Consider the following 23,319-nt stretch of genomic DNA (forward strand, 5'->3'; position numbering starts at 1 on the left):
GTGAAAGGACATACCCATGAAATTCCTGCGTTATGGCGCACCCGGCGCTGAAAAGCCCGGCATTGTCGACGCCGACGGCAAGATCCGCGATCTCTCGGCGCATGTCGCCGATCTCTCTGGTGCCGCGCTCGCCCCCGATGCACTTGCCACGCTTGGTGCGATCGATGTTGCGAGCCTGCCGGTCATCGAAGGTTCGCCCCGTCTCGGCCCCTGCGTCGCCGGCACCGGCAAGTTCATCTGCATCGGCCTCAACTATTCCGACCACGCCGCCGAGACCGGCGCGACCGTGCCGCCGGAGCCGATCATCTTCATGAAGGCATCTTCCGCCATTGTCGGCCCGAATGACGATGTCGTCATCCCGCGCGGTTCTGAAAAGACCGACTGGGAGGTGGAACTCGGCGTCGTTATCGGCAAGACGGCAAAGTATGTTTCGGAAGCCGATGCGCTGGACTATGTCGCGGGCTATTGCCTGACGAACGACGTCTCGGAGCGGGCCTTCCAGGCGGAGCGTTCGGGCCAGTGGACCAAGGGAAAATCCTGCGACACGTTTGGACCGATCGGCCCCTGGCTGGTCACTAAGGACGAAGTCGCTGATCCGCAAAACCTAGGCATGTGGCTGAAGGTCAATGGCGAGACCATGCAGAATGGCTCATCCAAGACCATGGTGTATGGGGTCGCCTTCCTCGTCTCGTATCTCAGCCAGTTCATGTCGCTGCATCCGGGTGACATCATTTCAACCGGCACGCCTCCAGGCGTCGGTCTTGGCATGAAGCCGCCGCGTTTTCTCAAGGCCGGCGATGTCGTCGAACTCGGCATCGAGGGACTTGGCACCCAGAAGCAGACCTTCAAGGCTGATATCTAGGTCCGTTGATCGGCGCGCCGGTTCGGAGGCTGGCGCGCCGATTTCCAGAACATATCCGGCAGAGGAGGCCGCCATGACCCGCATCACCAATCTTCGCGTTTTCGACCTGCGCTTCCCCACGTCGGCAAGCCTCGACGGGTCGGATGCGATGAACCCCGATCCGGATTATTCGGCAGCCTATGTCATTCTCGAAACCGATCGCGAAGGCATTGCCGGCCACGGCCTGACCTTCACCATCGGCCGCGGTAACGACATCGTCTGCATGGCAATCGAGGCGATGCGCCATCTCGTCATCGGCAAAGATCTTTCCGAAATGCGCGCCGCACCCGGAAAATTCTGGCGGCATCTGACCGGCGACAGCCAGTTACGCTGGATCGGGCCGGACAAGGGGGCGATGCACCTCGCCACCGGTGCCGTCGTCAACGCATTCTGGGATGCGCTCGCCAAGGAGGCGGGCATGCCGGTCTGGAAATTCATCGCCACCATGTCGCCGGAAGAGATAGCCGATATCATCGACTACCGCTACCTCACCGATGCGCTGACCCGTGAGGAGGCGATCGACATCCTCCGCAAGGCAGAGGCAGGCAAGGCGGAGCGCATCGCAATCCTCGAACGTGAAGGTTATGCCTGCTACACGACCTCAGCCGGGTGGCTCGGCTATCCCGACGACAAGCTGCGCCGCTTGGCGCAGGAGGCGGTCGATGCCGGCTTCCATCATGTGAAGATGAAGGTCGGCCGCGATCTCGAGGACGATATTCGGCGTCTCACCATTTGCCGCGAGGTGATTGGGCCCGACCGCTATCTAATGATCGACGCAAACCAGGTCTGGGACGTTGACCAGGCGATCGACTGGGTTAAGGCGCTGTCCTTCGCAAAGCCATTCTTCATCGAAGAGCCGACCAGTCCGGATGATGTAGCCGGGCACAAAAAATCCGCGAGGCGATTGCGCCGGTGAAGGTGGCGACCGGCGAAATGTGCCAGAACCGCATCATGTTCAAGCAGTTCATCGCTGAGGGCGCGATCGACATCGTCCAGATCGACGCCTGCCGCATGGGCGGGCTGAACGAGGTGCTGGCGGTGCTGCTGATAGCCGCCAAGTTCGGCAAGGCAGTCTGGCCCCATGCGGGTGGGGTGGGCCTCTGCGAATACGTCCAGCACCTGTCGATGATCGACTACATCGCCGTGTCGGGCACGAAGGACGGACGGGTGATCGAATATGTCGACCATCTGCATGAGCATTTCATCGATCCCTGCGTGATCCAGGACGCCGCCTACATGCCGCCGTCACGGCCGGGCTTTTCGATCGAGATGAAGCCGCAGTCGATCGAGGCCTATCAGTTTGGACGGCCGAAGGCGGCGTGATCGGCTTTTGGTTATCATGCTCGGGCTCGTCCCGAGCACCTGCAAGCTTTCAAAATCTGCGACGTGATTGGATCCTCGGGACAAGCCCGAGGTTAACGCCGTGCGCATTTACCCTCACATCACCGCACCGATCTGCCACGGAACAAACTCGTTGCGCCCATAACCTAGCTCCTCCGACTTTGACGGCTTGCCCGAAGCGACGGCAAGAACAGTTTCGAAAATCTCCTTGCCCTTCTCCTCCAGCGTCACGCCGTCGATGATATCGCCGCAGTTGATGTCCATGTCTTCCGGCATCTGGGCATAGAGCTGGTTGTTGGTGGCAAGCTTGATCGACGGCACCGGCTTGCAGCCGTAAGCCGACCCACGGCCCGTGGTGAAGCAGAGGATGTTGGCTCCGCCGGCGACCTGGCCGGTAGCCGCGACAGGATCGTAGCCGGGAGTGTCCATATAGACGAAGCCCTTGCGGTCGATCCGCTCGGCATAGCGATAGACGCCGCGCAGCGTGGAATTTCCGCCTTTGGCGACGGCGCCGAGGACTTTTCCAGGATCGTCGTCAACCCGCCCGCCTTGTTGCCGGGGGAGGGGTTGTTGTTCATTTCGCCGCCGTTGCGGGTCGTGTATTCTTCCCACCAGTGGATCAGGTCGACGATCTTCTGGCCAACTTCGACGCTTTCGGCGCGGCGGGTGAGAAGGTGTTCCGCTCCATAGATCTCAGGCGTTTCGGAAAGAATGCTCGTGCCGCCCTGCCGCACCAGCATGTCTGCGGCTACGCCGAGGGCAGGATTGGCGGTAAGGCCGGAATATCCGTCCGAGCCGCCGCATTGCAAGGCGAGCGTGAGTTCGGAGGCAGGCAGGGCCTCGCGCTTCGAACGCGCGACGAATGGCAGCATTTCCTTGATCCGCGCCACACCCGCTTCGACCGCTTTGCGCGTGCCGCCGATCTCCTGGATGGTCAGCGATTGGAAGTGTTCGCCCTCGGCGATTTTGTAGGTGTCCTTCATCCGTGGGATCTGGAACACCTCGCAGCCGAGCCCGATCAGGACGACGGCCCCAAAATTCGGATGGCTCGCATAGCCCCATTGGGTGCGGGACAGCACGTCGAAAGCTTCCCCTTGCCCGCCATGCCACAGCCCTGGCCATGCGGCAGCGGCACGACACCGTCGATATTCGGATAGTCGTCGAGAATGCCGGAACGGTTGATCTCGTCGGCGACATAGTCGACAACGGTGGCGGAACAGTTCACCGAGGAGAGGATGCCGATATAGTTGCGCGTACCCGCTCGGCCATCGGCGCGGCGGAAGCCTTCGAAGAAGGCGGGTACCTCGCCTTGGCGCAGCGCATCCGCCGGGCCGGCCTCGGAAGCAAAGGCGTAGTCCCGGGCAAAATCCTCGCCCATGGTGACATTCTTCTCATGAACCCATTCGCCGGGCTGGATATCGGTCGAGGCGAAGCCGATCACCTGGCCGAATTTGCGGATCGGCTCGCCCTTGGCGATCACGCGGCTTGCAACCTTGTGGCCGCGCGGAACCCGCGCCGACGTCAGGATGGCACCCTCGACGGGAGAGCCGGTCGGCAGGTCGGCGATCGTGACGACGACATTGTCCTGCTCGTTCAGTCTCAATGTTTTCGCAGGCATTTCATACCTCCAGGATGACCTTGATCACGCCGGCTTCCGGCTTCGACCAGGCAGAAAAGAGTTCGACGGCGTCGGCCAGTGGCGCGCGGTGGGTGTTGAGCGCCCGGGTCGGCACACGGCCGGCTTCGATCTGGCGCACGACTTCGGCAAAATCATCCGGCTGGGCGTTGCGGCTGGCAATCAGCGTCGCCTCGCGCTTGTGGAATTCCGGGTCGGAGAAGGTGATGTCCTGCCGCACGACCGAGAGCAGCACGTAGCGGGCACCATGGGCGAGGAAGTTGAAGCCGCGCTGCATGGGGATGGCGTTGCCGGTCGCGTCAATCACGACATCGTACCATTCGCCGGCCGTAAGTCGCTCGGCCGTCTTTTCCGCCTCGTCATCGGCAACAATGGTTTCGTCAGCGCCGAGCTTGTCGACTGCGAAGGCGAGCCTGTCCTCGCGCGTGTCCATGACGGTCACATGCGCGCCTCGGGACTTGGCGAAGATGATCGCCGACATGCCGATCGGGCCCGAGCCGGTAACAAGCACGCGATCTTCGGCGGTGACCGCGCCCCGTTTGACCCCGTGGGCGCCGATCGCCAGGAACTCGATCATTGCAGCGTCTTCCAGCGGAATGTTACCGGTCGGAACAACATTGCCTTCCGGCACGCAGACATAGGTCCCCATGCCGCCATCACTGTGGACGCCGAGCACCGCGATATTGCGGCAGGCATTGGTCAGGCCACGCCTGCACGCCTGGCAGGTGCCGCAGGAGAGATAGGGCACGATATAGACCGGCTCGCCCGCCTTGAGCCTGCTGCCTGCCGGTGCCTCTTCAACCGTGCCCGAAAGCTCATGTCCCATGACCCGGGGATATTCGAGGAAAGGATGCTTGCCGGCAAAGATGTGAAAATCGGTGCCGCAGATGCCGACATGCCGGATGCGGACCTTGACCTCGCCTTCGCCGCGAACAGGATCCGGGCGATCCTCCAGCGCCAGACGACCGGGCTCGATACAGACGAGCGCCTTCATGATGAACTCCTGCAGATTGTGATGTGTGCGGCGGGTCTCAAAGCCATTTCGCCACTTCCTTGTTGACGAGATCGCGCCATGGGCGCGACTGCGCGAGCGGTAGCGGAATAAGACCGTCGATCCCGACGAATGCCGCGGTGTAATCCTGTCGTTCCGTGGCACGCGCTGCCCTCAGCAGTTCGTCGCGGCGGGGATCGTTGCAATCATCGAAGCGGATCAGGCTCGCGATCCACAGGCCGACGACACGGGCGAAGCTTGCGCCATCCGATCCTGCTACCAGTGCCTCCATGGCGGGGGAGAAGATGCGTTGCGGCAGCTTCTGGCTGGAATCCATGGCGATCTGGATGTTGCGATGGGCAATGGCGCGATTGCTGAAGCGCTCGATCAGCTGGTTCATGTAGCGATCGAGATCGATGCCGGGGACGGGGTCGAGCGTCGCGGCAGCCGCCTGCATATGATCCCTGGTCATCGCCACGAATTCCGGCACGGCCATGACGTCGCGCACGCATTCCAATCCTCGCAGCAGGCCGAGATGGGCGATCATCGTGTGCGAGCCGTTGAGCAGCCTCAGCTTCATCTTCTCGTAGGGTGCGACATTCTTCACGAACAGCGCACCGCCTGCCTCCCATTTAGGGCGTCCGGAGACGAATTCGTCCTCGATCACCCATTGCATGAAAGGTTCGGTATCGAGTGCGAGCGTATCCTCGACGCCGAGCATGTTCCTTGCCCGAATGCGGGTGTCATCGGTGGCGGCAGGCACGATGCGATCGACCATGGAGGATGGGAAGGTCACTTCCTCGCGGATCCACTGGGCGAGCTTCGGATCGCGCCGCTCGGCCATCTCCAGCACGAGCCGCCGCACCACCTTGCCATTGGACGGAAGGTTGTCGCAGCAGAGCACGGTGAAAGGGCGCATACCCTTTTCGCGTCGGGCGGCAAGACCGGCAACGAGATACCCGACGGCACCGACCGGCGCGTCGAGGTTTTCGAGGTCATTGGCGATAGCCGGATGCGCCTCATCTAGCCCGCCTGTCGATGGATGCAGGCCATAAGCCTTTTCGGACACGGTCAGGGTTACAACATGGATATAGGGGCTGGCGAGATAGGCGAGCACGCGGTCCCGGTCGGTGGCGGCGCAGAGCCAGTCTACCGTTGCACCGACCACCTCGCTCGTGTCGCCGTCGCTGTCGCGCACGGTGATGGAGTAGAGCCCGTCCTGCGCGGCCAGTGCGTCGACCGGTTCGGGAGAACGGAGGTTGACGGCAACAATACCCCAAGGGCCGAACTCGCTCTGCAAAGCGCGCAGCGTATAGATTCCCTGATGGGCGCGATGGAAGGCGCCGAGACCGAAATGCAGGATGCCGGGTCGGAGCTCGTTCCGATCGAAGCCGGGTTGCCTGACCGATGGCGGGAGCGCTGCTGCGGGTGAAAGACGCTGTGTCATCGACTTAGCCCGTATTGGCTATGGCCAAGCGCCCGCTCGATGCCGCGCAACTCCGCCAGCCCCTTCAATCGCCCAATCGCTGGATATCCGGGCTGAGCACCTCGTGTGAGGTCGTCGAGAATTTCCTGGCCATGGTCGGGGCGCATCGGGATCTGGTGATCTTCCCGGCCTTCGGCCTTACGGCGTTTCTCTTCGGTCAGCAGGGCAGCGATCACCGCCACCATGTCGGTACCGCCTTCCAGATGCTCGTCTTCGAAGAAGGAGCAGGGCAGGCTGTCGTCGTCGCGGGTGACATTGCGCAGATGGACGAAATGGATGCGATCGGCAAAGCGGGTGGCGATCGCCGGCAGGTCGTTGTCAGCGCGCGCACCGAGCGAGCCTGAGCAGAGCGTCACGCCATTGGCACGGCTGTCCACCTGGCCGAGCATGTGCGCATAGTCGGCTTCGGTCGAAAGAATGCGAGGCAGGCCGAGAAGCGGCCATGGCGGATCGTCCGGATGGGCGCATATGTTGATGCCGACCTCTTCAGCCACGGGTGTTACCTCGGAAAGGAAGTCGACGAGATGGGACTGCAGCCTGTCGCGATTGATGCCCTGATAGGTCCTGAGTTTTTCGAGGAGCTGAGCCAGCGTGTAACCATCCGCCGAGCCGGGCAGTCCGGCTCCGATATTCCTGCCAAGTGACGTGATCCGGCCGTCATCCATGGTCGAAAAACGTCTTCCGGCTTCGTCCTGTAGGGCTTCCGGATACTCGTTCGCCGCGCCAGGCCGCTTGAGGATATGGATGTCGAAGGCGATGAAGTCTACGAGATCGAAACGCATTGCCCTGGCGCCGTGTTTTGTCTCCCAGCGCAGATCGGTGCGCGTCCAGTCGAGGACCGGCATGAAATTGTAGCAGACGGTCTTGATGCCGGAGGCGGAGAGGCGACGCAGGGTCTCCTGCCAGTTCTTCACATGACCGTGCCAATCCCCGGTCTGGGTCTTGATGTCTTCCGACACCGGCACGCTTTCGACCACATCCCAGAACAGGCCGCCATCGCGGATCGCTTGATGGCGCTTCTCGATTTCATCGGCCGGCCAGACCGCTCCGGTCGGGATATGATGGAGCGCGCTGACGATGGCCTCGGCACCCGCCTGCGCGGCGTCCCTGACACTCACCTTGTCCACCGGTCCGAACCATCGCCATGTGTGTCGCATGTATCTTCCTTGAGCTTTAGCCGAGTGCGATCTGGACCTTGCAGGCGGCGGTGCGGTCACCAGCCTGCAGGAAGGCCTGGAGGGCCTCGTCGATCGGGAATGTGTGGGAAAGGATCGGGCGGACATCGATCGCGCGGCTGCCGATCAGCTCGACCGCGCGGGAAAATTCCTCGTGAAAACGCTGCGAGCCGCGCCAGACGATCTCCTTGCCGACCAGAATGTTGAGCGGGATCGACACTTCGCCGGTGACGCCGACCTGCACGATCGTGCCGCGCGGTTTCACGCTTTGGAACGCCGAGACGACTGCCGGGCCGGCGGCCGAGCATTCGAACACCACGTCGAATTTGCCCTTGTCCTTCTGGTAGGGCGCAAGAGCATCGGGTTTCGAGACATTGATCGTCTCGTTTGCCCCCATTGCAGGTGCGCGGGAAAGGGCTGCATCGGCGAGATCCGTGACGGTAATCCTGCCGGCACCCGCATGACGGGCGGCTGCGACGACAAGTAGGCCGATCGGCCCCGCACCGGTGACCAATACGTTATTGCCTGACAGATCACCGGCCTGGGCCACCGCGTGAAGGCAGACGGCCAGAGGCTCCGCGCAGGCGGCCTCGGCTGCCGATACCTCGCCCTCAACTGGGAAGCACTGGATGGCGGGAACGATAAGATGTTCGCGGAACATGCCCTGCTCATGGGGCAGGCGCATGGCCGATCCCATGAATTTCATGTCGAGGCAATGTATCGGCTGGCCAATGCTGCAATAGTCGCAGATCCCGCAGGGCTGCGACGGGCTGACGGCGACCAGCATGCCGGGTTTCAGCCGTGTGACGCCCGGGCCAATCGCCTCGACAAATCCCGAAGCCTCGTGCCCGCTGATAATCGGTTCGCGCACCCGGACCGGACCGAAGCCGCCATCCTGGAAATAGTGAAGGTCCGAGCCGCATATGCCGCCCCAGGCCATTTTCAACCGGACTTCGCCCGCGGCGGGTTCGGGGCAATCCTGTGTCTCGACCTTGAGGTCCTGCTTGCCGTAGAGACGAACGATCTTCGTCAACATGGTTCATGCCTTCGATTGGAATGAGGGCCTGCGCCGGTCGCCGGCGCAGGCGGTTCTTGTCAGCGGATCAGACCCATCTCCGTCGGCAGCCACAGTGTGACGGCCGGGACGAAGGTGATGATGATCAGCGCGATAAAGAGCGGCACCAGCCAGGGCAGGATGGCCATGGTCGTGCGTTCGACCGAGAGTTTGGCGACGCGCGAGAGCACGAAGAGCACCATGCCGAGCGGCGGATGCAGCAGCCCGATCATCAGGTTCAAGGTCATGATTAGTCCGAAATGCACCGGATCGATGTCGAATTGCAGCACCAGCGGCAACAGGATCGGCACGAGGATGGTGATCGCAGCGATCGTGTCGAGGAAGCAGCCGACGAACAACATCAGCAGGTTCACGAGGATCAGGAAGACCCATTTGCTGTCCGTGAGGCTGGTGATCGCCGTCGACAGCAGTTGCGCCGTCTGGCTGACGGTCAAGAGCCAGGCGAAGACAGAAGCAGCGGCAACAATGAAGAGCACCGAAGCGGTGGTCTCGATCGTGTCCATCGTCGCCTTGGCCAGCGTCCGGAAGGTCATGGTGCGGTAGCGCACCAACCCGAGAAACAGCGACCACAGAACAGCGGCGACCGCGGCTTCCGTCGGTGTGAACCAGCCCATCGTCATGCCGCCGATCAGGATCACCGGCGTCATCAGCGCCATCACCGCCGAGAAGTCGAAATACCAGTCGGCTGCGATAAGCACGAGAAGCGCGATGCCGACTGCCATGTTGAGCGATAGGCCCAAAAACGTCAGCAGATAAATGCCGAGCGGCACCATCATCACGACAAGAACTTCCAGCGATGCACCGGAAAGATTCTTGAAGCTGAAAGGCGTGTCCGAACCCCAGTGTTTGATGAAGGCGAAGACGGCGACCGTAATCATCATAAGGACGGTCATCACCACGCCGGGAACGATGCCGGCCATGAACAGTGCGCCAATCGAGACATTGGCCATCATGCCATAGATGACGAAGGGCAAGGACGGCGGGAAGATCGGTCCGAGCGTGGCGGATGCGGCCGTGACGCCGACGGCGGCCTCGACCGGATAGCCGTGATCCTTCATCGCCTTAATCTCGATCGTGCCGATGCCGGCCGCGTCTGCCAGGGCCGTGCCGGACATGCCGGAAAAGACCACCGAGCCGATGATGTTGACCTGCGCAAGCCCGCCCTTCATCCAGCCGACGAGGGCGACGGCGAAGGAATAGATGCGGCCGGTCACTCCGGCGATGTTCATCAGGTTGCCGGCGAGAATGAAGAAGGGCACGGCGAGCAGCGGGAAGCTCTCGACGCCGGCGATCAGGCGTTGCGCGGCGATGATATCCGGTGCCACGCCATAGAAGACGATATAGGCGAGCGACGAGGTGGCCATCGAGATGGCAACGGGTACGCCGATGATCATCAAAAGCAGAAAGGATCCGATCAGAAGCAGCATGGCTCAGCCCTCGCTCTGGAAGGCTTCGGGCCGTTCCAGCACCGAATAGCCACGGCGCATGTTGGCGATGAATACCTGGATGGAGCGGAACAGCATCAGCACGAAGGCCGCCAGAACCGAATAGAAGACGATCCCACGCGGCAGGGCGACGGTCACCATCTCTTCGCCGGCGACGATCTCCATATAGCGCCACATCAGCCAGGAGCCGTAGGCGAAGAAACCAATGCGGATGATGTCGACGATGGTTGCCATGACCCGTGTCACATGGGCCGGCAGATAATGATAGAGCACGTCGACCTGGATATGACGCGACATGCGCACGCACATGACGGCACCCAGAAACACGACGCCGATCAAACAGTTGACCGCAATCTCCTCCGTCCAGGCATAGCTGTCGTTCAGGACATAGCGGGTGAAGAACTGCAGGAAGACGCAGCCCGTCATCAGCCAGAACAGCGCCAGCGTGATCCAGTCCTCGAAGGCATAGGCCTTCAGATCGACATCGACAGGTGCTTCGTCGAAGGTATGCGCGAGTTCCTCAGGCGTGACCTGAGTATGAACCTCTTGGATTGTCGTCATGAGCTTGTCCCATTCATGAGAAGCCGGCGCGGCTTCTATTCAAACCGCGCCGAACGGGATCACTTGATGGCGCGGATCGCTTCCCAGTCGGCCTTGTCGTAGCCGAACTCTTCGAAGGTCACCTTTTCGAGCACGTTCTTCTCAAAGTCGGCCTTGTCGACTTCGACGACGTTGAGGCCGCGCTTCTTGAAGTCGTCGACGAGTGACTTTTCACGCTCCTCGATGATCTTCGTCGTCTTGGCCGCGGCTTCCTGCATGACTTCGCGGAAGATCTGCTTGTCTTCGTCAGAGAGGCTCGCCCAACGGCTCTTGGAAACGACCGTGTTCAGGTGATCGACGATATGGCCGGAGAGAACGATATTCTTCTGCACTTCGAAGAATTTCTTCGCTTCGATCGTCGTCAGCGGATTTTCCTGGGCGTCGACGGTGCCGTTCTGCAGTGCCAGATAGACTTCGGCGAATGCAATCGGCGTCGTGTTGGCGCCGCAGGCGCGTGGCATGGCGAGATAGGCCGGAACGTCCGGCACCCGCATCTTCACGCCCTTGAGATCGGCGCATTTGGTGATGTCGGTGTTCGATGTCGTGTGACGCGTGCCGTAATAGCTGACGGCGGTGATCACATTGCCGGTCTTGTCCTCATAGCCCTTTGCAAGGCGCTTGAAGACGTCGCTCTTGGTATAGGCGATCAGATGGCTCGGATCGCGGAAGATATAGGGGAAATAGGTGACGCCGATCGGCTTGTAGTCACGGGCCGCGAAGCTCGAACCCGAGATGATCATATCGACCGTGCCGAGCTTCAGGCCCTGGTTGATGTCGGCTTCCTTGCCGAGCTGCGATGCCGGATAGACATCGATCTTGTAGCGGTTGTTGGTGCGCTTGGCGATTTCTTGAGCCGCCCAGACCGATTCCGTATGGAATGGTTCGGATGTCTCGTAGACATGCGCCCATTTCAGCGTTTCCTGCGCATGCGCGGACAATGCCGACGCCATGACGACGGCTGCTGCGCCGAGCAGCATATTAAATCTTGAACTCATTCTCTCCTCCCGAATTACGTTCAGATTGCTCCCTTGATCGGCCGCCTCCCGAGCGGTCGCGATCACTCCTCTCTCGTCGGCTCCTCCCCGAAGCTTTCCGAGAATCTCTTCTGCGACTGCGTCAGATGCATTCGCATGGCCTCGCGCGATGCTGCCGGGTCTCCCGCCGCCAGCGCATCCCGTATGACCCTGTGTTCCTCAAGCGCTGCCCGCCACGTATGCGGGCCCTCGAAATAGCTTGCGAGCTTTTCGAAGAAGGGCGAGGAGCGCTTGTCGTAGATCAACCCTGTGAACACGTTGAGCGCCGAATTGCCGATGATATCGGCGATTGCGGTATGAAAGGCCCGGTCGAGCATGAGCGCCCGCTCAGAATCTCCCAACGCGCCTTCCATCTCCTCTAGGATCTGGTCGATGCGCTCGATGGCGGCTGCGTTGACACGTCTTGCAGCCTCTTCGGCAATAGCGCTTTCTATCAGGCAGCGCGCTTGCAGAATTTCGAACGGTCCCTCGCTGTCATCGGCGGCAAGAACCTGGCTTGCATCGGTGGCCCTGCTGTTGACGTAGACGCCGGAGCCCATGCGGATCTGCACCAACCCTTCGACCTCCAGCACGATCAGAGCTTCCCGCACTGTCGGGCGTGAAACGCCAAGACGCTCGGCCAGATCCCGCTCGGCCGGCAGCCGTTCACCGACCGGGATCTCTCCCGATTGGATCAGACTACGCAACTGTTCTGCAGCCTGGCGATAAAGCCTGCGTGGCTCAAGCGCGACAAACATGAAGCCCTCCCGGCATCATTCTCCTCCAGATGCCATCTGGTCAGATTGTCTTACCAATTTTTATCCGTCAAGCGGCTATTGGAATTTTATAGGAGCGGTTTCACGCTATAGGTCTTGGCAAGAACCCCGAAGGCCTCTCGCGTCACCGGATCCAGCTCGACGCCGTGGGCTTCGCGGTGGCGGGCGACCTGCCATTCCCGATCACCTGGCGCCATGACGTCCGCGCCGTCGCGGGCGGGGGATGCGCGCAGTGTCTCCACATAGCGCTTCATCCCGGCCTCAAAGGTTGCGCGGTCGCCAAAGGCTTCGGGCATGATGGCCATCACGAAGGCGCCGAGCTGCCGCGGTGTTTTCATGTCCTCACCGCCCATCGGCGGGATGTCGAAGCTCAGGCGCATGCCGGTCAGCACGGCGCTGAAAATCTCGGCTATGCCCGCCAGAGCCGCCCCTTTGAAACCAAAGGCCGCGCCGACGAGGCGCCAGCATCTCCGCGATCTGCGGGTCGGTCGTATCGATGCCAGCATCATTGGATGCGACACCTTCCGGCAATGTGGTGCTGGTGCTGCGGTAAAGCATGACACGATTGAAGGGCACGGCGCTGGTCGCCATATCGAGCAGCCACGGGGCCTCGCCGGCTATCGGCACGGCCATGGAAATCGGATTCGTACCGTGGAAGCGAGTAGCGCCGTCATGCAGGCGCACGAAACTGTCCGAATTGCAGAAGGAGAGGCCGATCAATCCCTGTTTCGCCGCTTCGATCGAATAGGCGCCTGCCGCACCGAAATGCGAGCCGTTGCGAATGCCGACGGCGGCTATCCCAAATTGACGAGCAAGCTCGATGGCTCTTTCCATCGCTGCATAGCCGCCGACTGCGCCTTGCGCATGATCCGCGTCCAGCGTCTCGACGGCGCCAGAAGCCTGAAGTCTTTTTAACATTGGGCGTCTTGTTGAGCCGGCCGCCCTCCAGCGCCCTGACATAGTGATCGAGCAAGCGGACGCCGTGGCTGTCCACCCCACAGCGTGTCGCATGCATGAGTGCCCGCGTCGTCGCGTCGGAGGTCGCCTGGTCGGCTCCGCATCCCGTCAGAACCTCGCGGCAGAACCGGTCGAGATCAACGAGCGATACCTTCTGCTGAATGACGTCCATGCTGCTCCCTGCCCATTAATGTCTTTTGTGTACACTAGACATTGATTTCGACAGATGCAAATGAATGATCTGACGACGGGTGGACGAATTTCGCTGAGCTGAGGAGGAGCAGGCATGGGTGATGGGACGGACGGCATTGCCGCCGGGCGCTCGCCGCGGCTCTATCAGCGGGCGCTTGAGGTGATGGCATCCGAGATTCGGAGCGGAAGATGGCCTGATGCAGCAAGGCTCAACGAGACAACGGTCGCGGCTCGCTTCGGTATCAGCCGCGCACCAGCGCGTCAGGCGCTTGTCGAGCTTGAGGCCATGGGGTTGGTCCGCAAACGTGAGGGCAGGGGCTATAGCATAGTGACGGGCATCGATGGGATCGGTGCGGAGAAATGCGATACGCCGCCATGTGAGGCAATCCATTCAGATGATGTTCGACTACACTTCTTGGCGAGCTGGGAGCTGATCTATCGGCAGGTGGAGATGGACATCGTCTCGCGCACGTCGATTGCCAGCTGGCGGCTCAACGAGGCAGCGCTCGCCAAATCCTTTGGGGTTAGCCGAACGGTCGCGCGCGAGGTCGTGGCAAGGCTTCAGCAACGCGGCATCGTTGGCAAGGATGACAACGGGCGCTGGCATGTCCCAGCACTGACGACCACGCATGTCAATCAGCTCTATGAACTGCGCTGGACGCTGGAGCCGCTTGCCCTCGCGCAGGCTTTTCCCCGACTGCCGGACGATTTGTTGTCGCATCTGCTGGCGGACCTGGAAAAGGCCATTCGAGCCGGCGAAGGGGCGGATGGCGAGACGTTGGACCGGATAGAGCACCAGCTTCACAGCGAGCTGCTGGGATATTGCGATAATCCACCCCTGATGCAGGCGATCAGCCTGCCGCAGGCAGTCCTCGTCGCGCACCACCGCCTCTACCAACCGAAATCACCGTCCATCACCGAAGAACCGTTTCTGATCGAGCATCTTGACGTGTTCGAGCGTCTGATGGCCGGCAGGATCGCCGATGCACGGGACGCGTTGGTGGACCATCTCAAAATCTCGCGGGAGCGAGCCATGCTGCGCATCGCCCGGGCAGCGCGCGGCCTTTCGCTGCCGGATATCCCCTATCTGGAGCGCCTGCGCGACGTCGAATTCATTTGAACCAACGATTATTGGGAGGAGCCAATATGAAGATCAAATCGCTGGAACCGTTCATCCTGCATCTGCCGCTGACTTCAGATTCGATTTCGGATTCGACGCACAGCATCACCCATTGGGGCGTGGTCGGGGTGGTGATTACCACGACAGATGGGCTGACCGGATACGGCTTTACTGGAACCCACGCACATCTGCCGTCCGATCGGCTGATCACCGCCTGTATCCGGGACTGCTATGCGCCGCTATTGATCGGCGAGGATGCCAATGACCATCAGCGGCTTTGGACGAAGCTTGCCCGTTATCCATCCCTGCAATGGGTCGGCCGGGCCGGAATTACGCAACTGGCGCTAGCCGCGGTCGATGTGGCGATATGGGATTTGAAGAGCAAGAAGGCCGGGCTGCCGCTTTGGGCCTATCTCGGCGGCGCAAGAACCGACCGGCTGGAGGCCTACAATACCGATATCGGCTGGCTGTCCTTCTCGTTGGACGATCTCTTGTCCGGTTCCGCCCGTGCGGTGGAAGAGGATGGCTTTACCCGGATCAAGCTGAAGGTTGGGCATGATGATCCGAATGTCGACGTGCGCAGGCTGGAGGCGGTTCGCAAGCGGCTTGGTCCGGATGTGCGTATCGCCATCGACGGCAACGGAAAATGGGATCTACCCACCTGCCAGCGATTCTGCGAGCAGTCCCGCGGCCTCGATATCTACTGGTTCGAAGAACCCCTGTGGTATGACGATGTAGAGAGCCATCGGCTTCTGGCGCGCTCATCGACCATTCCCGTGGCGCTTGGTGAGCAGCTTTATACGGTCGACGCGTTCCGGTCATTCATCAGCGCCGGCGCAGTCGCCTATGTCCAGCCGGACGTCACGCGGCTCGGCGGGATCACGGAATTCATCCAGGTGGCCGATCTGGCGCTGGCGCATCGCCTCCCGGTCGTGCCCCATGCGGGCGAGATGAGCCAGGTTCATGTGCATCTGAGCTACTGGCATCCGGCCTCTACGATTCTCGAGTATATCCCCTGGATCAAGGACCATTTCGAGGAACCGGCGGATGTCGTCGGCGGTGTTTACAAGCGCCCGCAAAAACCGGGCGCCGGGACGACAGTTCTGGCTGAAAGTTATGCCCGTTTTGGCAAGAGCCTCGCCTGACGGAGCGCTGAAAACAGATCTGCCGCCCGGAGGCGGCAGATCGAGGCGGGACATTGCTGCCCCGCATTTGCCTTGGGAGGCTTATTCTGCGGGCTGAAGACGGCCCGTTGCATTGTCGGTGGAGCCACCGGCAAGGGCAGTGTCCAGCATATCCTTGTCGAGCTCGCCTTCCCAGCGGGCAACGACGATCGTGGCGACCGCGTTGCCGACGAGGTTGGTCAGCGCGCGGCATTCCGACATGAAGCGGTCGATGCCGAGGATCAGCGCCATGCCGGCAACCGGAACCGAGGGAACGACGGAGAGCGTCGCGGCCAGCGTGATGAAGCCCGCACCGGTAATGCCTGCTGCACCCTTGGAAGAGAGCATTGCGACGAGCAGCAGCAGGATCTGGTCGGTGAGCGACAGATCGATGCCGGTTGCCTGGGCAATGAACAGTGCCGCCAGCGTCATGTAGATGTTGGTGCCGTCGAGGTTGAACGAGTAGCCGGTCGGGATGACCAGACCAACAACCGAGCGCTTGCAGCCGGCACGTTCCATCTTCTGCATCAAGTTCGGCAGGGCGGCTTCCGAAGAGGATGTGCCGAGAACGAGCAACAGCTCTTCCTTGATGTACCGCAGCAGAGCGAAGATCGAGAAGCCGTTATACTTCGCCACCGCACCGAGAACCACGACGACGAAGAGCACAGCCGTAATGTAGAAGGTGAGGATGAGGAAGGCGAGGTTTGCGACCGAGCCGATGCCGTACTTGCCGATGGTGAATGCCATGGCACCGAAGGCGCCGATCGGGGCAGCCTTCATCAGGATGGCGACGAGGCGGAATACCGGGGCGGTAAGCGCGGTCAGGAAATCCGTGACCGGCTTGCCCTTTTCGCCGACCATGCCGAGCGCGATACCGAACAGGACCGAGAAGAACAGGACCTGCAGGATGTCGCCCTGGGCAAACGCACCGACGATGGTTTCCGGAATGATGTTCATCAGGAAGCCGGTAATCGTCGTCTCATGCGCCTTGGTGGCATATGTCGCGACGGCCTTGCCGTCGAGCGTGGCCGGGTCGATGTTCATGCCGGCGCCAGGCTGCAGCAGATTGCCGACGATCAGGCCGACGATCAGTGCCAGAGTCGAAAACGCCAGGAAGTAGATCATTGCCTTACCGGCGACGCGGCCGACCTTCTTCAGGTCCGACATACCGGCAATGCCGGTGGCGACCGTGAGGAAGATCACCGGCGCGATGATCATCTTGACGAGCCGGATGAAGGCGTCACCGAGCGGCTTCAGGCTGGCGCCGAAATCAGGCCAGTAGTGGCCGATCAGCATGCCGGCGACGATGGCGGCAATAACCTGAACATACAGGTGGCGGTAGAATGGCAGGGGTGCACGCGGCTGCGTGGATGCGGGTACTTCAATCATTAGGTCCTCCATCGCGCCACAACCAACTATTGGCTCTTCCCGGGCGCATTGATGTCAGGAGATCGGCAGCAAGCGGCGTGCCAGTTTGGAGTCTGCGTCATAAAGTCTTGATTTTAATCGTTTAAATTTGCGGCCTTAACTCGTGATGCCGAATTTGAGCGAATTTCCGCACCTGTGGATTTGCTCATTGTGCGGATTTATGCTCAAATGCCGTCGTGTCAGAAAGTCAGAACAAAGAGCCTCCTGCACCTTCCCGGCGCACATGGATCGTCTTCGGCCTTGCGTTGTTGATGGCCTGCGCGGCGGTTTTCTATGTTGCCGGCATATACGGCCGGGCGTCGGCGTTATCGACACTTTCCGCTCAAGGCAGGACAGAGGCAAACCTGAAGGTGGCCCTGTTGCGTGCGGTTCTTGAGCGTCCGCGGGCGCTGCCGCTCCTGCTGGCCCGAGATCGGGACGTCGAAGATGCGCTGTCAAGCAACGAGCCGACCGCAAGGATCGCTCTCAGCCGCAAGCTCGAAGACTTGATCGCGCCCACCAAGGCTGCGGTGATCTATGTCGTCGGCGCCGATGGCATTGCGATCTCCGCCAGCAACTGGCGCGAGGAAAAGAGCTTTGTCGGCAACGACTATACGTTCCGCAGCTATTTCTCGCGCGGAATGCGGGAAGGTGGCGGCGAACATTTTGCGCTCGGTTCCGTAAGCAATCGGCCGGGCTTGTACATCTCTCACCGGGTCGGCCCGGCGGAAAAGCCGCTTGGTGTCGTTGTCGCCAAGATGGAGTTCGATCAGTTGGAGGCCGATTGGCGCGACACGCAGCGGCCGTCCTTCGTCACCGACGACAATCATGTAGTGCTGATCACAAGCGTGCCGTCCTGGCGCTTCATGACCACTGAGCCGTTGCCGTCGTCAAGCCTGGCATCCATCCGCGACAGCCTGCAGTTCGGTGACGCTTCGCTCACGCCGCTGCCTTTGGCTGAGCTGGAAAAGCTCGCATCGGATGCGTCCATCGTACGTGTTTTCCTGCCGGGCGGCGGGGCGGTTCGTTATCTGCAGATCATGGTTCCTGTTGTCTCGACGGACTGGAGTTTTCAATATCTCCTGCCGATCGATGGAGCCGTTGCCGCGGATATGCGCGAGTTCCGATTGTTGGGGGTGGCGCTTCTGGTCGTCTTCGCGGTGGCTGCCGTATGGATCCGGCGTCGGCAGATGGCGCAGACGGCGATGGTTCTGCAGAAGGCTGCGCGCGAGGAGCTGGAGCGGCGGGTCGTCGAGAGAACGCGTGCTCTCAGCCTCACCCGCGACAGCCTGCAGGCAGAAATTTCCAACCACCGCACGACGGAAACGAAGCTGCAGGCGGTGCAGCAGGATCTGGTGCAGGCCAACCGCTTGGCAATTCTCGGCCAAGTCGCCGCAGGGGTGGCCCACGAAATCAATCAGCCGGTCGCGACGATCAGGGCTTATGCCGACAATTCCAAGGTCTTTCTCGAACGGCAGCAGGTCGAGCCACTCAAGGAAAATCTCGATCTGATTGCTGGACTGACGGATCAGATCGGCGCGATCACTGACGATTTGAAGGCGCTTGCTCGTCGAGGCCGGACAGCAGCAGAGCCGGTGTCACTCGGTGAGGTACTCGAAGGCGCAGTCATGCTTTTGAAGAGCCGCTTCACCGGTTCCCTGGACAAGCTGGCCATCGACCGGGTGCCCGATGATCTGGAGGTCATGGGAAGCCGCCTCCGCCTCGAACAGGTGTTCATCAACCTCCTGCAGAATGCATTGGAGGCCGTGGAGGACCGCGGCAATGGCCGGGTTACCGTGTCCGCGATCGCCTCCGGCAGGGAAGTCGCCATCACGGTAGCCGACAACGGTCCGGGCATTGCGGAGGAAATCCTGGCCGAGCTGTTCCAACCGTTCAATTCCTCCAAGGATAAGGGCCTCGGCCTCGGTCTGGTGATCTGCAAGGACATTGTCTCCGATTATGGTGGCAGGCTGACCGTCGAGACCGGTGAGGGCGGCACCGGCTTTACCGTTCATCTGAAAAGGGCTGACGAATGAGCGTGCCGGTATTTCTCATCGATGACGACAAGGATCTGTTGCGGGCGACCGGCCAGACCCTGAGCCTAGCCGGCTTCGATGTTCGGCCGTTTTCGTCCGGCAGCGAGGCGCTGGCGCAACTGGACAACACATTCCCAGGTGTCGTCGTTACCGATATCCGCATGCCCGGCCTGGACGGGCTGCAACTGTTTGAGCGCATATCAGGTTTCGACCGCGAAATACCGGTCGTCCTGATGACGGGCCATGGCGACATCCCGATGGCGGTGAAGGCTATTCAGGATGGAGCTTATGACTTCCTGGCCAAGCCGTTTCCGGCAGAACGTCTCATCCAATGTGTCCGCCATGCGGCGGAAAAGCGTAGCCTTGTGATGGAAAATCGCCAATTGAAAGCCGGCGATAGGAATGGTGAGGATGGTTTTCCGCTGATCGGCCAGACGCCGGTCATGGAGCGGTTGCGGCATATGCTGCGCCAGATCGCCGACACCGACGTGGATGTGCTGGTCACCGGGGAAACGGGTAGCGGCAAGGAGGTCGTCGCCGGCGCGCTGCATGCCTGGGGCCGTCGGGCGAGCGGCAATTTCGTCGCGCTGAATTGCGGCGCGCTGCCGGAACAGGTTATCGAGAGCGAGCTTTTTGGCCATGAGGCCGGCGCTTTTACCGGAGCCCAGAAGAAGCGTGTCGGCCGCATTGAGCATTCGAGCGGCGGCACCCTGTTTCTCGACGAGATCGAGAGCATGCCGCTGTCGACCCAGGTCCAGATGCTGCGGGTGCTCGAAATGCGCGAGGTGACGCCGCTCGGGACCAACGAGGTCCGCCCGGTCGACCTTCGCGTCATCGCTGCTTCCAAGGTCGATCTCGGCCAGCCGGACCAGCGGGCGATCTTTCGCGAGGACCTTTATTACCGCCTGAACGTCGTGACACTGACCATTCCGCCGTTGCGGGAGCGCAGGGAAGACGTCCCCTTCTCTTTAACTATTTTACCCGCAAGGCCAGCCGTCGCTTCGACCGCGACGTGCCCGTTATGCCTCGTCCGGTGATTGATCATCTGCGCGACCATTCTTGGCCGGGCAATGTCCGCGAATTGTCCCACTATGCGGAGCGATTCGTACTCGGGCTGGAGCCATCGGATCCCATGCCGGCAAAGCAGATCGAAGCGTCGGGCGAGGCCTCGCTTCCGGATCGACTAGAGCGCTTCGAGGCCGATATCATCCGTGAAACGCTGACGGAATGCGGCGGGGACGTGCAGGCGACGATTGCCGCGCTCGGCATCCCGCGCAAGACATTTTATGACAAGCTGCAACGCCACGGTATTGTGCGTAGCGAATATGTAGATCGACATTAAGTCGCTAAATAAATTGAATTTTGTTTGATGCTGGCGGTCTTGGATCGCTGCCCGACTGCTCTGTTTGTCTCAAAATGAGCGGCAAAAAACGCGCTGCGGAAACACCTGGTTAAGGTTTGCATTTTATTAACAGGGGCTGGTGTGAACACGTTGTTTGATGGTTTCGCGTAGCATGAATTTCCCGCCTTCCCGCAAAGACATTTCCCCGATCGACAGCGCAAATTGGAGCAACGAACAGGAGTTCGTGGCGGCCAATGATCCTGATCATCCGTTGCCGCTGCCTGAGCCGATCCCGGCGGTCGAGCTTGACCCGGACAAACTCCCGACCTGGCAGCGCGCCTTTATCCTAGGTCCCAATGTCCGCTTTACCCGCACGCCGGGCCGCAGCCCGGCTAAGCCGGAGGCCGAAGCGGTCGTCGACGCGCCGAATGCCGAGCAGGCGATCGTTTCGCCTGCCCATATTGTCGCTGCGCCCGCTGGCCGGGCCCAGCTACCGCACACTCATATCCATGCAGGTTTCCAGGTGAATAATCTCCAGCGCCGGATCGTCCAGGCATTTGCCGCCGGCGAAAACGCAGCTCCGATCTCCCAGCCCATCGACGCCGCCGTGCAGCGGCTTGTCGAACAGCCCCTCCAGCACCAGCCCGTCACGCAAGCCGCACCACAGGCAACTGAGCCTCAGGTCGCGCCAACCCGCCGCATGACCACGATCCCCGATCACCTGATCTGGGAAATGATGAGCCTCGGCGCATCGGAAAATGTCGAGGCCAAGGTTGCTGTCCGCTCATTGTCGTCGACACCGGATCCTGCTCCCCGCAAGGCGGCCGCATTGTCCCCTACGGTCAAGCGGTTCGTGCCGCCCGCGCCCGCACCAGCCTCCATCGAACAGGCGCCGATCCCGGCACCTGTTCGGGGTGATGCTACGTCCGCAATCCACCTTTACCGTCAGGTTGCGGTCCGCGAGGCAATGCCCGCTCCGATCCATGTTGAACACCAGCCGTTGCCGGCAGTCGAGGCGCAGGTGAATGCCGAGCCGGCGATTGCCCCGACCGTTCAGACGATCGAGATGCCGGCCGCGCAGCAGGTCGCACGCAAACCGCGCGTCCTGCAATTTGCCGAGGACTATACGTTCCCGGATATCGACTTGCTTCAGCACGCTGAGCCGCGCGAAGAGCAGACGATGAGCCAGGAGGCGCTGGAACAGAGCGCCGGGCTTCTCGAAAGCATCCTTGAGGATTTCGGAGTCAAGGGCGAGATTATCGATGTGCGCCCCGGTCCGGTCGTCACGCTCTACGAATTTGCCCCGGCACCGGGCGTGAAGTCGTCCCGCGTGATGAACCTTTCGGACGATATCGCCCGCTCGATGTCGGCGCTGTCGGCCCGCGTTGCCGTCATTCCGGGCCGCAACGTCATCGGCATCGAGCTGCCGAATGCAGAGCGCGAGACTGTCTATCTGCGCGAACTGGTCGAGAGCAATTCCTATATCGGAACCGATTATCGCCTGCCGCTCTGCCTCGGCAAGACGATCGGCGGCGAACCGGTTATCGCCGAGCTCGCAAAGATGCCGCACCTTCTCGTTGCCGGCACCACCGGCTCCGGCAAGTCGGTCGCCATCAACACGATGATCCTGTCGCTGCTCTATCATCTGCGTCCGGAAGAATGCCGCTTGATCATGGTCGATCCGAAGATGCTGGAGCTCTCGGTCTATGATGGCATCCCGCATCTGCTGACGCCGGTCGTGACCGATCCCAAGAAGGCCGTGCTGGCGCTGAAATGGGCCGTGCGCGAAATGGAAGAGCGCTATCGCAAGATGTCGCGCCTCAACGTTCGCAACATTGATGGCTTCAACGCCCGCGTTGCCGAAGCGCGCAACAAGGGCGAAACGATCATGATCAGCGTGCCGGTCGGTTTTGACCGCAGCACCGGCGAGCAGATCTTCGAGGAACAGTCGCTCGATCTGACGGCGCTGCCCTATATCGTTGTCATCGTCGACGAGATGGCCGACCTGATGATGGTCGCCGGCAAGGAGATCGAGGGCGCGATTCAGCGCCTGGCGCAGATGGCGCGTGCGGCCGGTATCCACCTCATCATGGCCACCCAACGTCCGTCGGTCGATGTCATCACCGGTACGATCAAGGCCAACTTCCCGACTCGCATCTCCTTCCAAGTGACGTCGAAGATCGACAGCCGCACCATCCTCGGAGAGCAGGGCGCTGAGCATCTTCTCGGCCAGGGCGACATGCTGCACATGAAGGGCGGCGGGCGGATCGCCCGTGTCCACGGCCCGTTCGTCTCGGATTACGAAGTTGAAAAAGTCGTTGCGCACCTGAAGACCCAGGGCCAGCCGTCTTACCTCGGCAGCGTTACCGAAGACGAAGAAGAGGACGGCGTCGAGGAGGAAGAGGATGCAGCAGTCTTCGACCAGACGTCGATGGGCTCGGAAGACAATGGCGACGATCTATACGAGCGCGCGGTCAAGGTCGTCCAGCGGGACAAGAAGTGCTCGACGTCCTACATCCAGCGCCGTCTTTCGATCGGCTACAATCGTGCAGCTTCGCTGGTCGAGCGGATGGAGCAGGAAGGTCTCGTCGGTGCGCCGAACCATGTCGGAAAGCGCGAGATCCTTGGCCCGCAGGTACAGCGTTCTGGCGAAGAGTAAGGTG

14 protein-coding genes and 4 pseudogenes are annotated in these 23,319 nt (G+C 61.2%); 7 read left to right on the plus strand and 11 right to left on the minus strand.

Annotated features, from left to right (window positions below; genetic code table 11):
- Positions 1-16 precede the first annotated feature (16 nt).
- Together N7E02_RS03325 and N7E02_RS03330 are read left to right on the plus strand one after the other, a co-directional pair.
- Complete coding sequence (locus N7E02_RS03325; protein ID WP_286578053.1) at positions 17-862, plus strand: fumarylacetoacetate hydrolase family protein; 846 nt, start codon at positions 17-19, stop codon at positions 860-862.
- 73 nt (positions 863-935) lie between these two features.
- Positions 936-2,224 (plus strand): annotated as a pseudogene (locus N7E02_RS03330) (L-fuconate dehydratase).
- 114 nt (positions 2,225-2,338) lie between these two features.
- Here N7E02_RS03330 and N7E02_RS03335 read toward each other — a convergent pair.
- The 10 genes and pseudogenes from N7E02_RS03335 to N7E02_RS29385 all read right to left on the minus strand — a co-directional run bounded on the left by N7E02_RS03335 (position 2,339) and on the right by N7E02_RS29385 (position 13,568).
- A pseudogene (locus tag N7E02_RS03335) lies at positions 2,339-3,860 on the minus strand (UxaA family hydrolase).
- Between the two features lies 1 nt (position 3,861).
- Positions 3,862-4,872: a zinc-binding alcohol dehydrogenase family protein gene (locus N7E02_RS03340; RefSeq protein ID WP_286578054.1), complete on the minus strand. Its 1,011-nt coding sequence runs from the start codon at positions 4,870-4,872 to the stop codon at positions 3,862-3,864.
- Between the two features lie 37 nt (positions 4,873-4,909).
- Positions 4,910-6,316 (minus strand): mannitol dehydrogenase family protein, encoded by a 1,407-nt coding sequence (locus tag N7E02_RS03345; protein WP_286578055.1) that lies wholly within the window; start codon positions 6,314-6,316, stop codon positions 4,910-4,912.
- The gene (uxuA, locus tag N7E02_RS03350; protein WP_286578056.1) at positions 6,313-7,512 is read right to left on the minus strand and encodes a mannonate dehydratase; all 1,200 of its coding nucleotides are present in this window, start codon (positions 7,510-7,512) and stop codon (positions 6,313-6,315) included. The genes N7E02_RS03345 and uxuA overlap by 4 nt, the downstream gene beginning before the upstream one ends.
- Positions 7,513-7,528: 16 nt before the next feature.
- Complete coding sequence (locus N7E02_RS03355; RefSeq protein WP_286578057.1) at positions 7,529-8,566, minus strand: L-idonate 5-dehydrogenase; 1,038 nt, start codon at positions 8,564-8,566, stop codon at positions 7,529-7,531.
- Positions 8,567-8,625: 59 nt separating this feature from the next.
- Positions 8,626-10,032 (minus strand): TRAP transporter large permease, encoded by a 1,407-nt coding sequence (locus N7E02_RS03360; RefSeq protein WP_286578058.1) that lies wholly within the window; start codon positions 10,030-10,032, stop codon positions 8,626-8,628.
- 3 nt (positions 10,033-10,035) lie between these two features.
- Positions 10,036-10,611: a TRAP transporter small permease gene (locus N7E02_RS03365; RefSeq protein ID WP_286578059.1), complete on the minus strand. Its 576-nt coding sequence runs from the start codon at positions 10,609-10,611 to the stop codon at positions 10,036-10,038.
- 59 nt (positions 10,612-10,670) lie between these two features.
- Complete coding sequence (locus N7E02_RS03370; RefSeq protein ID WP_286578060.1) at positions 10,671-11,645, minus strand: sialic acid TRAP transporter substrate-binding protein SiaP; 975 nt, start codon at positions 11,643-11,645, stop codon at positions 10,671-10,673.
- A gap of 62 nt (positions 11,646-11,707) precedes the next feature.
- Positions 11,708-12,421, minus strand: a complete 714-nt coding sequence (locus N7E02_RS03375; RefSeq protein ID WP_286578061.1) for a FadR/GntR family transcriptional regulator — start codon at positions 12,419-12,421, stop codon at positions 11,708-11,710.
- An 86-nt stretch (positions 12,422-12,507) separates the two neighbouring features.
- Positions 12,508-13,568: pseudogene (locus N7E02_RS29385) on the minus strand (Ldh family oxidoreductase).
- Positions 13,569-13,682: 114 nt separating this feature from the next.
- Here N7E02_RS29385 and N7E02_RS03395 point away from each other — a divergent pair.
- Together N7E02_RS03395 and N7E02_RS03400 are read left to right on the plus strand one after the other, a co-directional pair.
- Complete coding sequence (locus tag N7E02_RS03395; RefSeq protein ID WP_286578064.1) at positions 13,683-14,708, plus strand: GntR family transcriptional regulator; 1,026 nt, start codon at positions 13,683-13,685, stop codon at positions 14,706-14,708.
- A gap of 26 nt (positions 14,709-14,734) precedes the next feature.
- The gene (locus tag N7E02_RS03400) at positions 14,735-15,853 is read left to right on the plus strand and encodes a mandelate racemase/muconate lactonizing enzyme family protein (protein ID WP_286578065.1); all 1,119 of its coding nucleotides are present in this window, start codon (positions 14,735-14,737) and stop codon (positions 15,851-15,853) included.
- Between the two features lie 81 nt (positions 15,854-15,934).
- On the opposite strand, the gene N7E02_RS03405 is transcribed toward N7E02_RS03400, so the two are convergent.
- Entirely contained in the window at positions 15,935-17,260 is a 1,326-nt protein-coding gene (locus N7E02_RS03405; protein WP_286578066.1) for a dicarboxylate/amino acid:cation symporter, read from the minus strand.
- 290 nt (positions 17,261-17,550) lie between these two features.
- On the opposite strand from N7E02_RS03405, the gene N7E02_RS03410 reads away from it, so the two are divergent.
- The 3 genes and pseudogenes from N7E02_RS03410 (at position 17,551) to N7E02_RS03420 (ending at position 23,315) form a co-directional block, all read left to right on the plus strand.
- The gene (locus N7E02_RS03410; RefSeq protein WP_286578067.1) at positions 17,551-19,314 is read left to right on the plus strand and encodes a sensor histidine kinase; all 1,764 of its coding nucleotides are present in this window, start codon (positions 17,551-17,553) and stop codon (positions 19,312-19,314) included.
- Positions 19,311-20,656: pseudogene (locus N7E02_RS03415) on the plus strand (sigma-54-dependent transcriptional regulator). Before N7E02_RS03410 ends, N7E02_RS03415 begins: the two are co-directional and overlap by 4 nt.
- A gap of 244 nt (positions 20,657-20,900) precedes the next feature.
- The gene (locus tag N7E02_RS03420) at positions 20,901-23,315 is read left to right on the plus strand and encodes a DNA translocase FtsK (protein ID WP_374730608.1); all 2,415 of its coding nucleotides are present in this window, start codon (positions 20,901-20,903) and stop codon (positions 23,313-23,315) included.
- Positions 23,316-23,319: the final 4 nt, after the last annotated feature.

It is taken from the genome of Terrirhizobium terrae (assembly GCF_030323265.1).
GTDB lineage: Bacteria > Pseudomonadota > Alphaproteobacteria > Rhizobiales > Rhizobiaceae > Neorhizobium.

What these genes read in the sequence shown, in the direction of transcription:
- N7E02_RS03400 (WP_286578065.1), top strand. Translation starts at nt 14,735, where the DNA reads ATGAAGATCAAATCGCTGGAACCGTTCATCCTGCATCTGCCGCTGACT.
- N7E02_RS03355 (WP_286578057.1), bottom strand. Translation starts at nt 8,566, where the DNA reads ATGTTGACGAAGATCGTTCGTCTCTACGGCAAGCAGGACCTCAAGGTC.
- N7E02_RS03365 (WP_286578059.1), bottom strand. Translation starts at nt 10,611, where the DNA reads ATGACGACAATCCAAGAGGTTCATACTCAGGTCACGCCTGAGGAACTC.
- N7E02_RS03395 (WP_286578064.1), top strand. Translation starts at nt 13,683, where the DNA reads ATGGGTGATGGGACGGACGGCATTGCCGCCGGGCGCTCGCCGCGGCTC.
- N7E02_RS03340 (WP_286578054.1), bottom strand. Translation starts at nt 4,872, where the DNA reads ATGAAGGCGCTCGTCTGTATCGAGCCCGGTCGTCTGGCGCTGGAGGAT.
- N7E02_RS03345 (WP_286578055.1), bottom strand. Translation starts at nt 6,316, where the DNA reads ATGACACAGCGTCTTTCACCCGCAGCAGCGCTCCCGCCATCGGTCAGG.
- N7E02_RS03360 (WP_286578058.1), bottom strand. Translation starts at nt 10,032, where the DNA reads ATGCTGCTTCTGATCGGATCCTTTCTGCTTTTGATGATCATCGGCGTA.
- N7E02_RS03375 (WP_286578061.1), bottom strand. Translation starts at nt 12,421, where the DNA reads ATGTTTGTCGCGCTTGAGCCACGCAGGCTTTATCGCCAGGCTGCAGAA.
- N7E02_RS03325 (WP_286578053.1), top strand. Translation starts at nt 17, where the DNA reads ATGAAATTCCTGCGTTATGGCGCACCCGGCGCTGAAAAGCCCGGCATT.
- N7E02_RS03405 (WP_286578066.1), bottom strand. Translation starts at nt 17,260, where the DNA reads ATGATTGAAGTACCCGCATCCACGCAGCCGCGTGCACCCCTGCCATTC.
- N7E02_RS03410 (WP_286578067.1), top strand. Translation starts at nt 17,551, where the DNA reads ATGGCCTGCGCGGCGGTTTTCTATGTTGCCGGCATATACGGCCGGGCG.
- N7E02_RS03370 (WP_286578060.1), bottom strand. Translation starts at nt 11,645, where the DNA reads ATGAGTTCAAGATTTAATATGCTGCTCGGCGCAGCAGCCGTCGTCATG.
- uxuA (WP_286578056.1), bottom strand. Translation starts at nt 7,512, where the DNA reads ATGCGACACACATGGCGATGGTTCGGACCGGTGGACAAGGTGAGTGTC.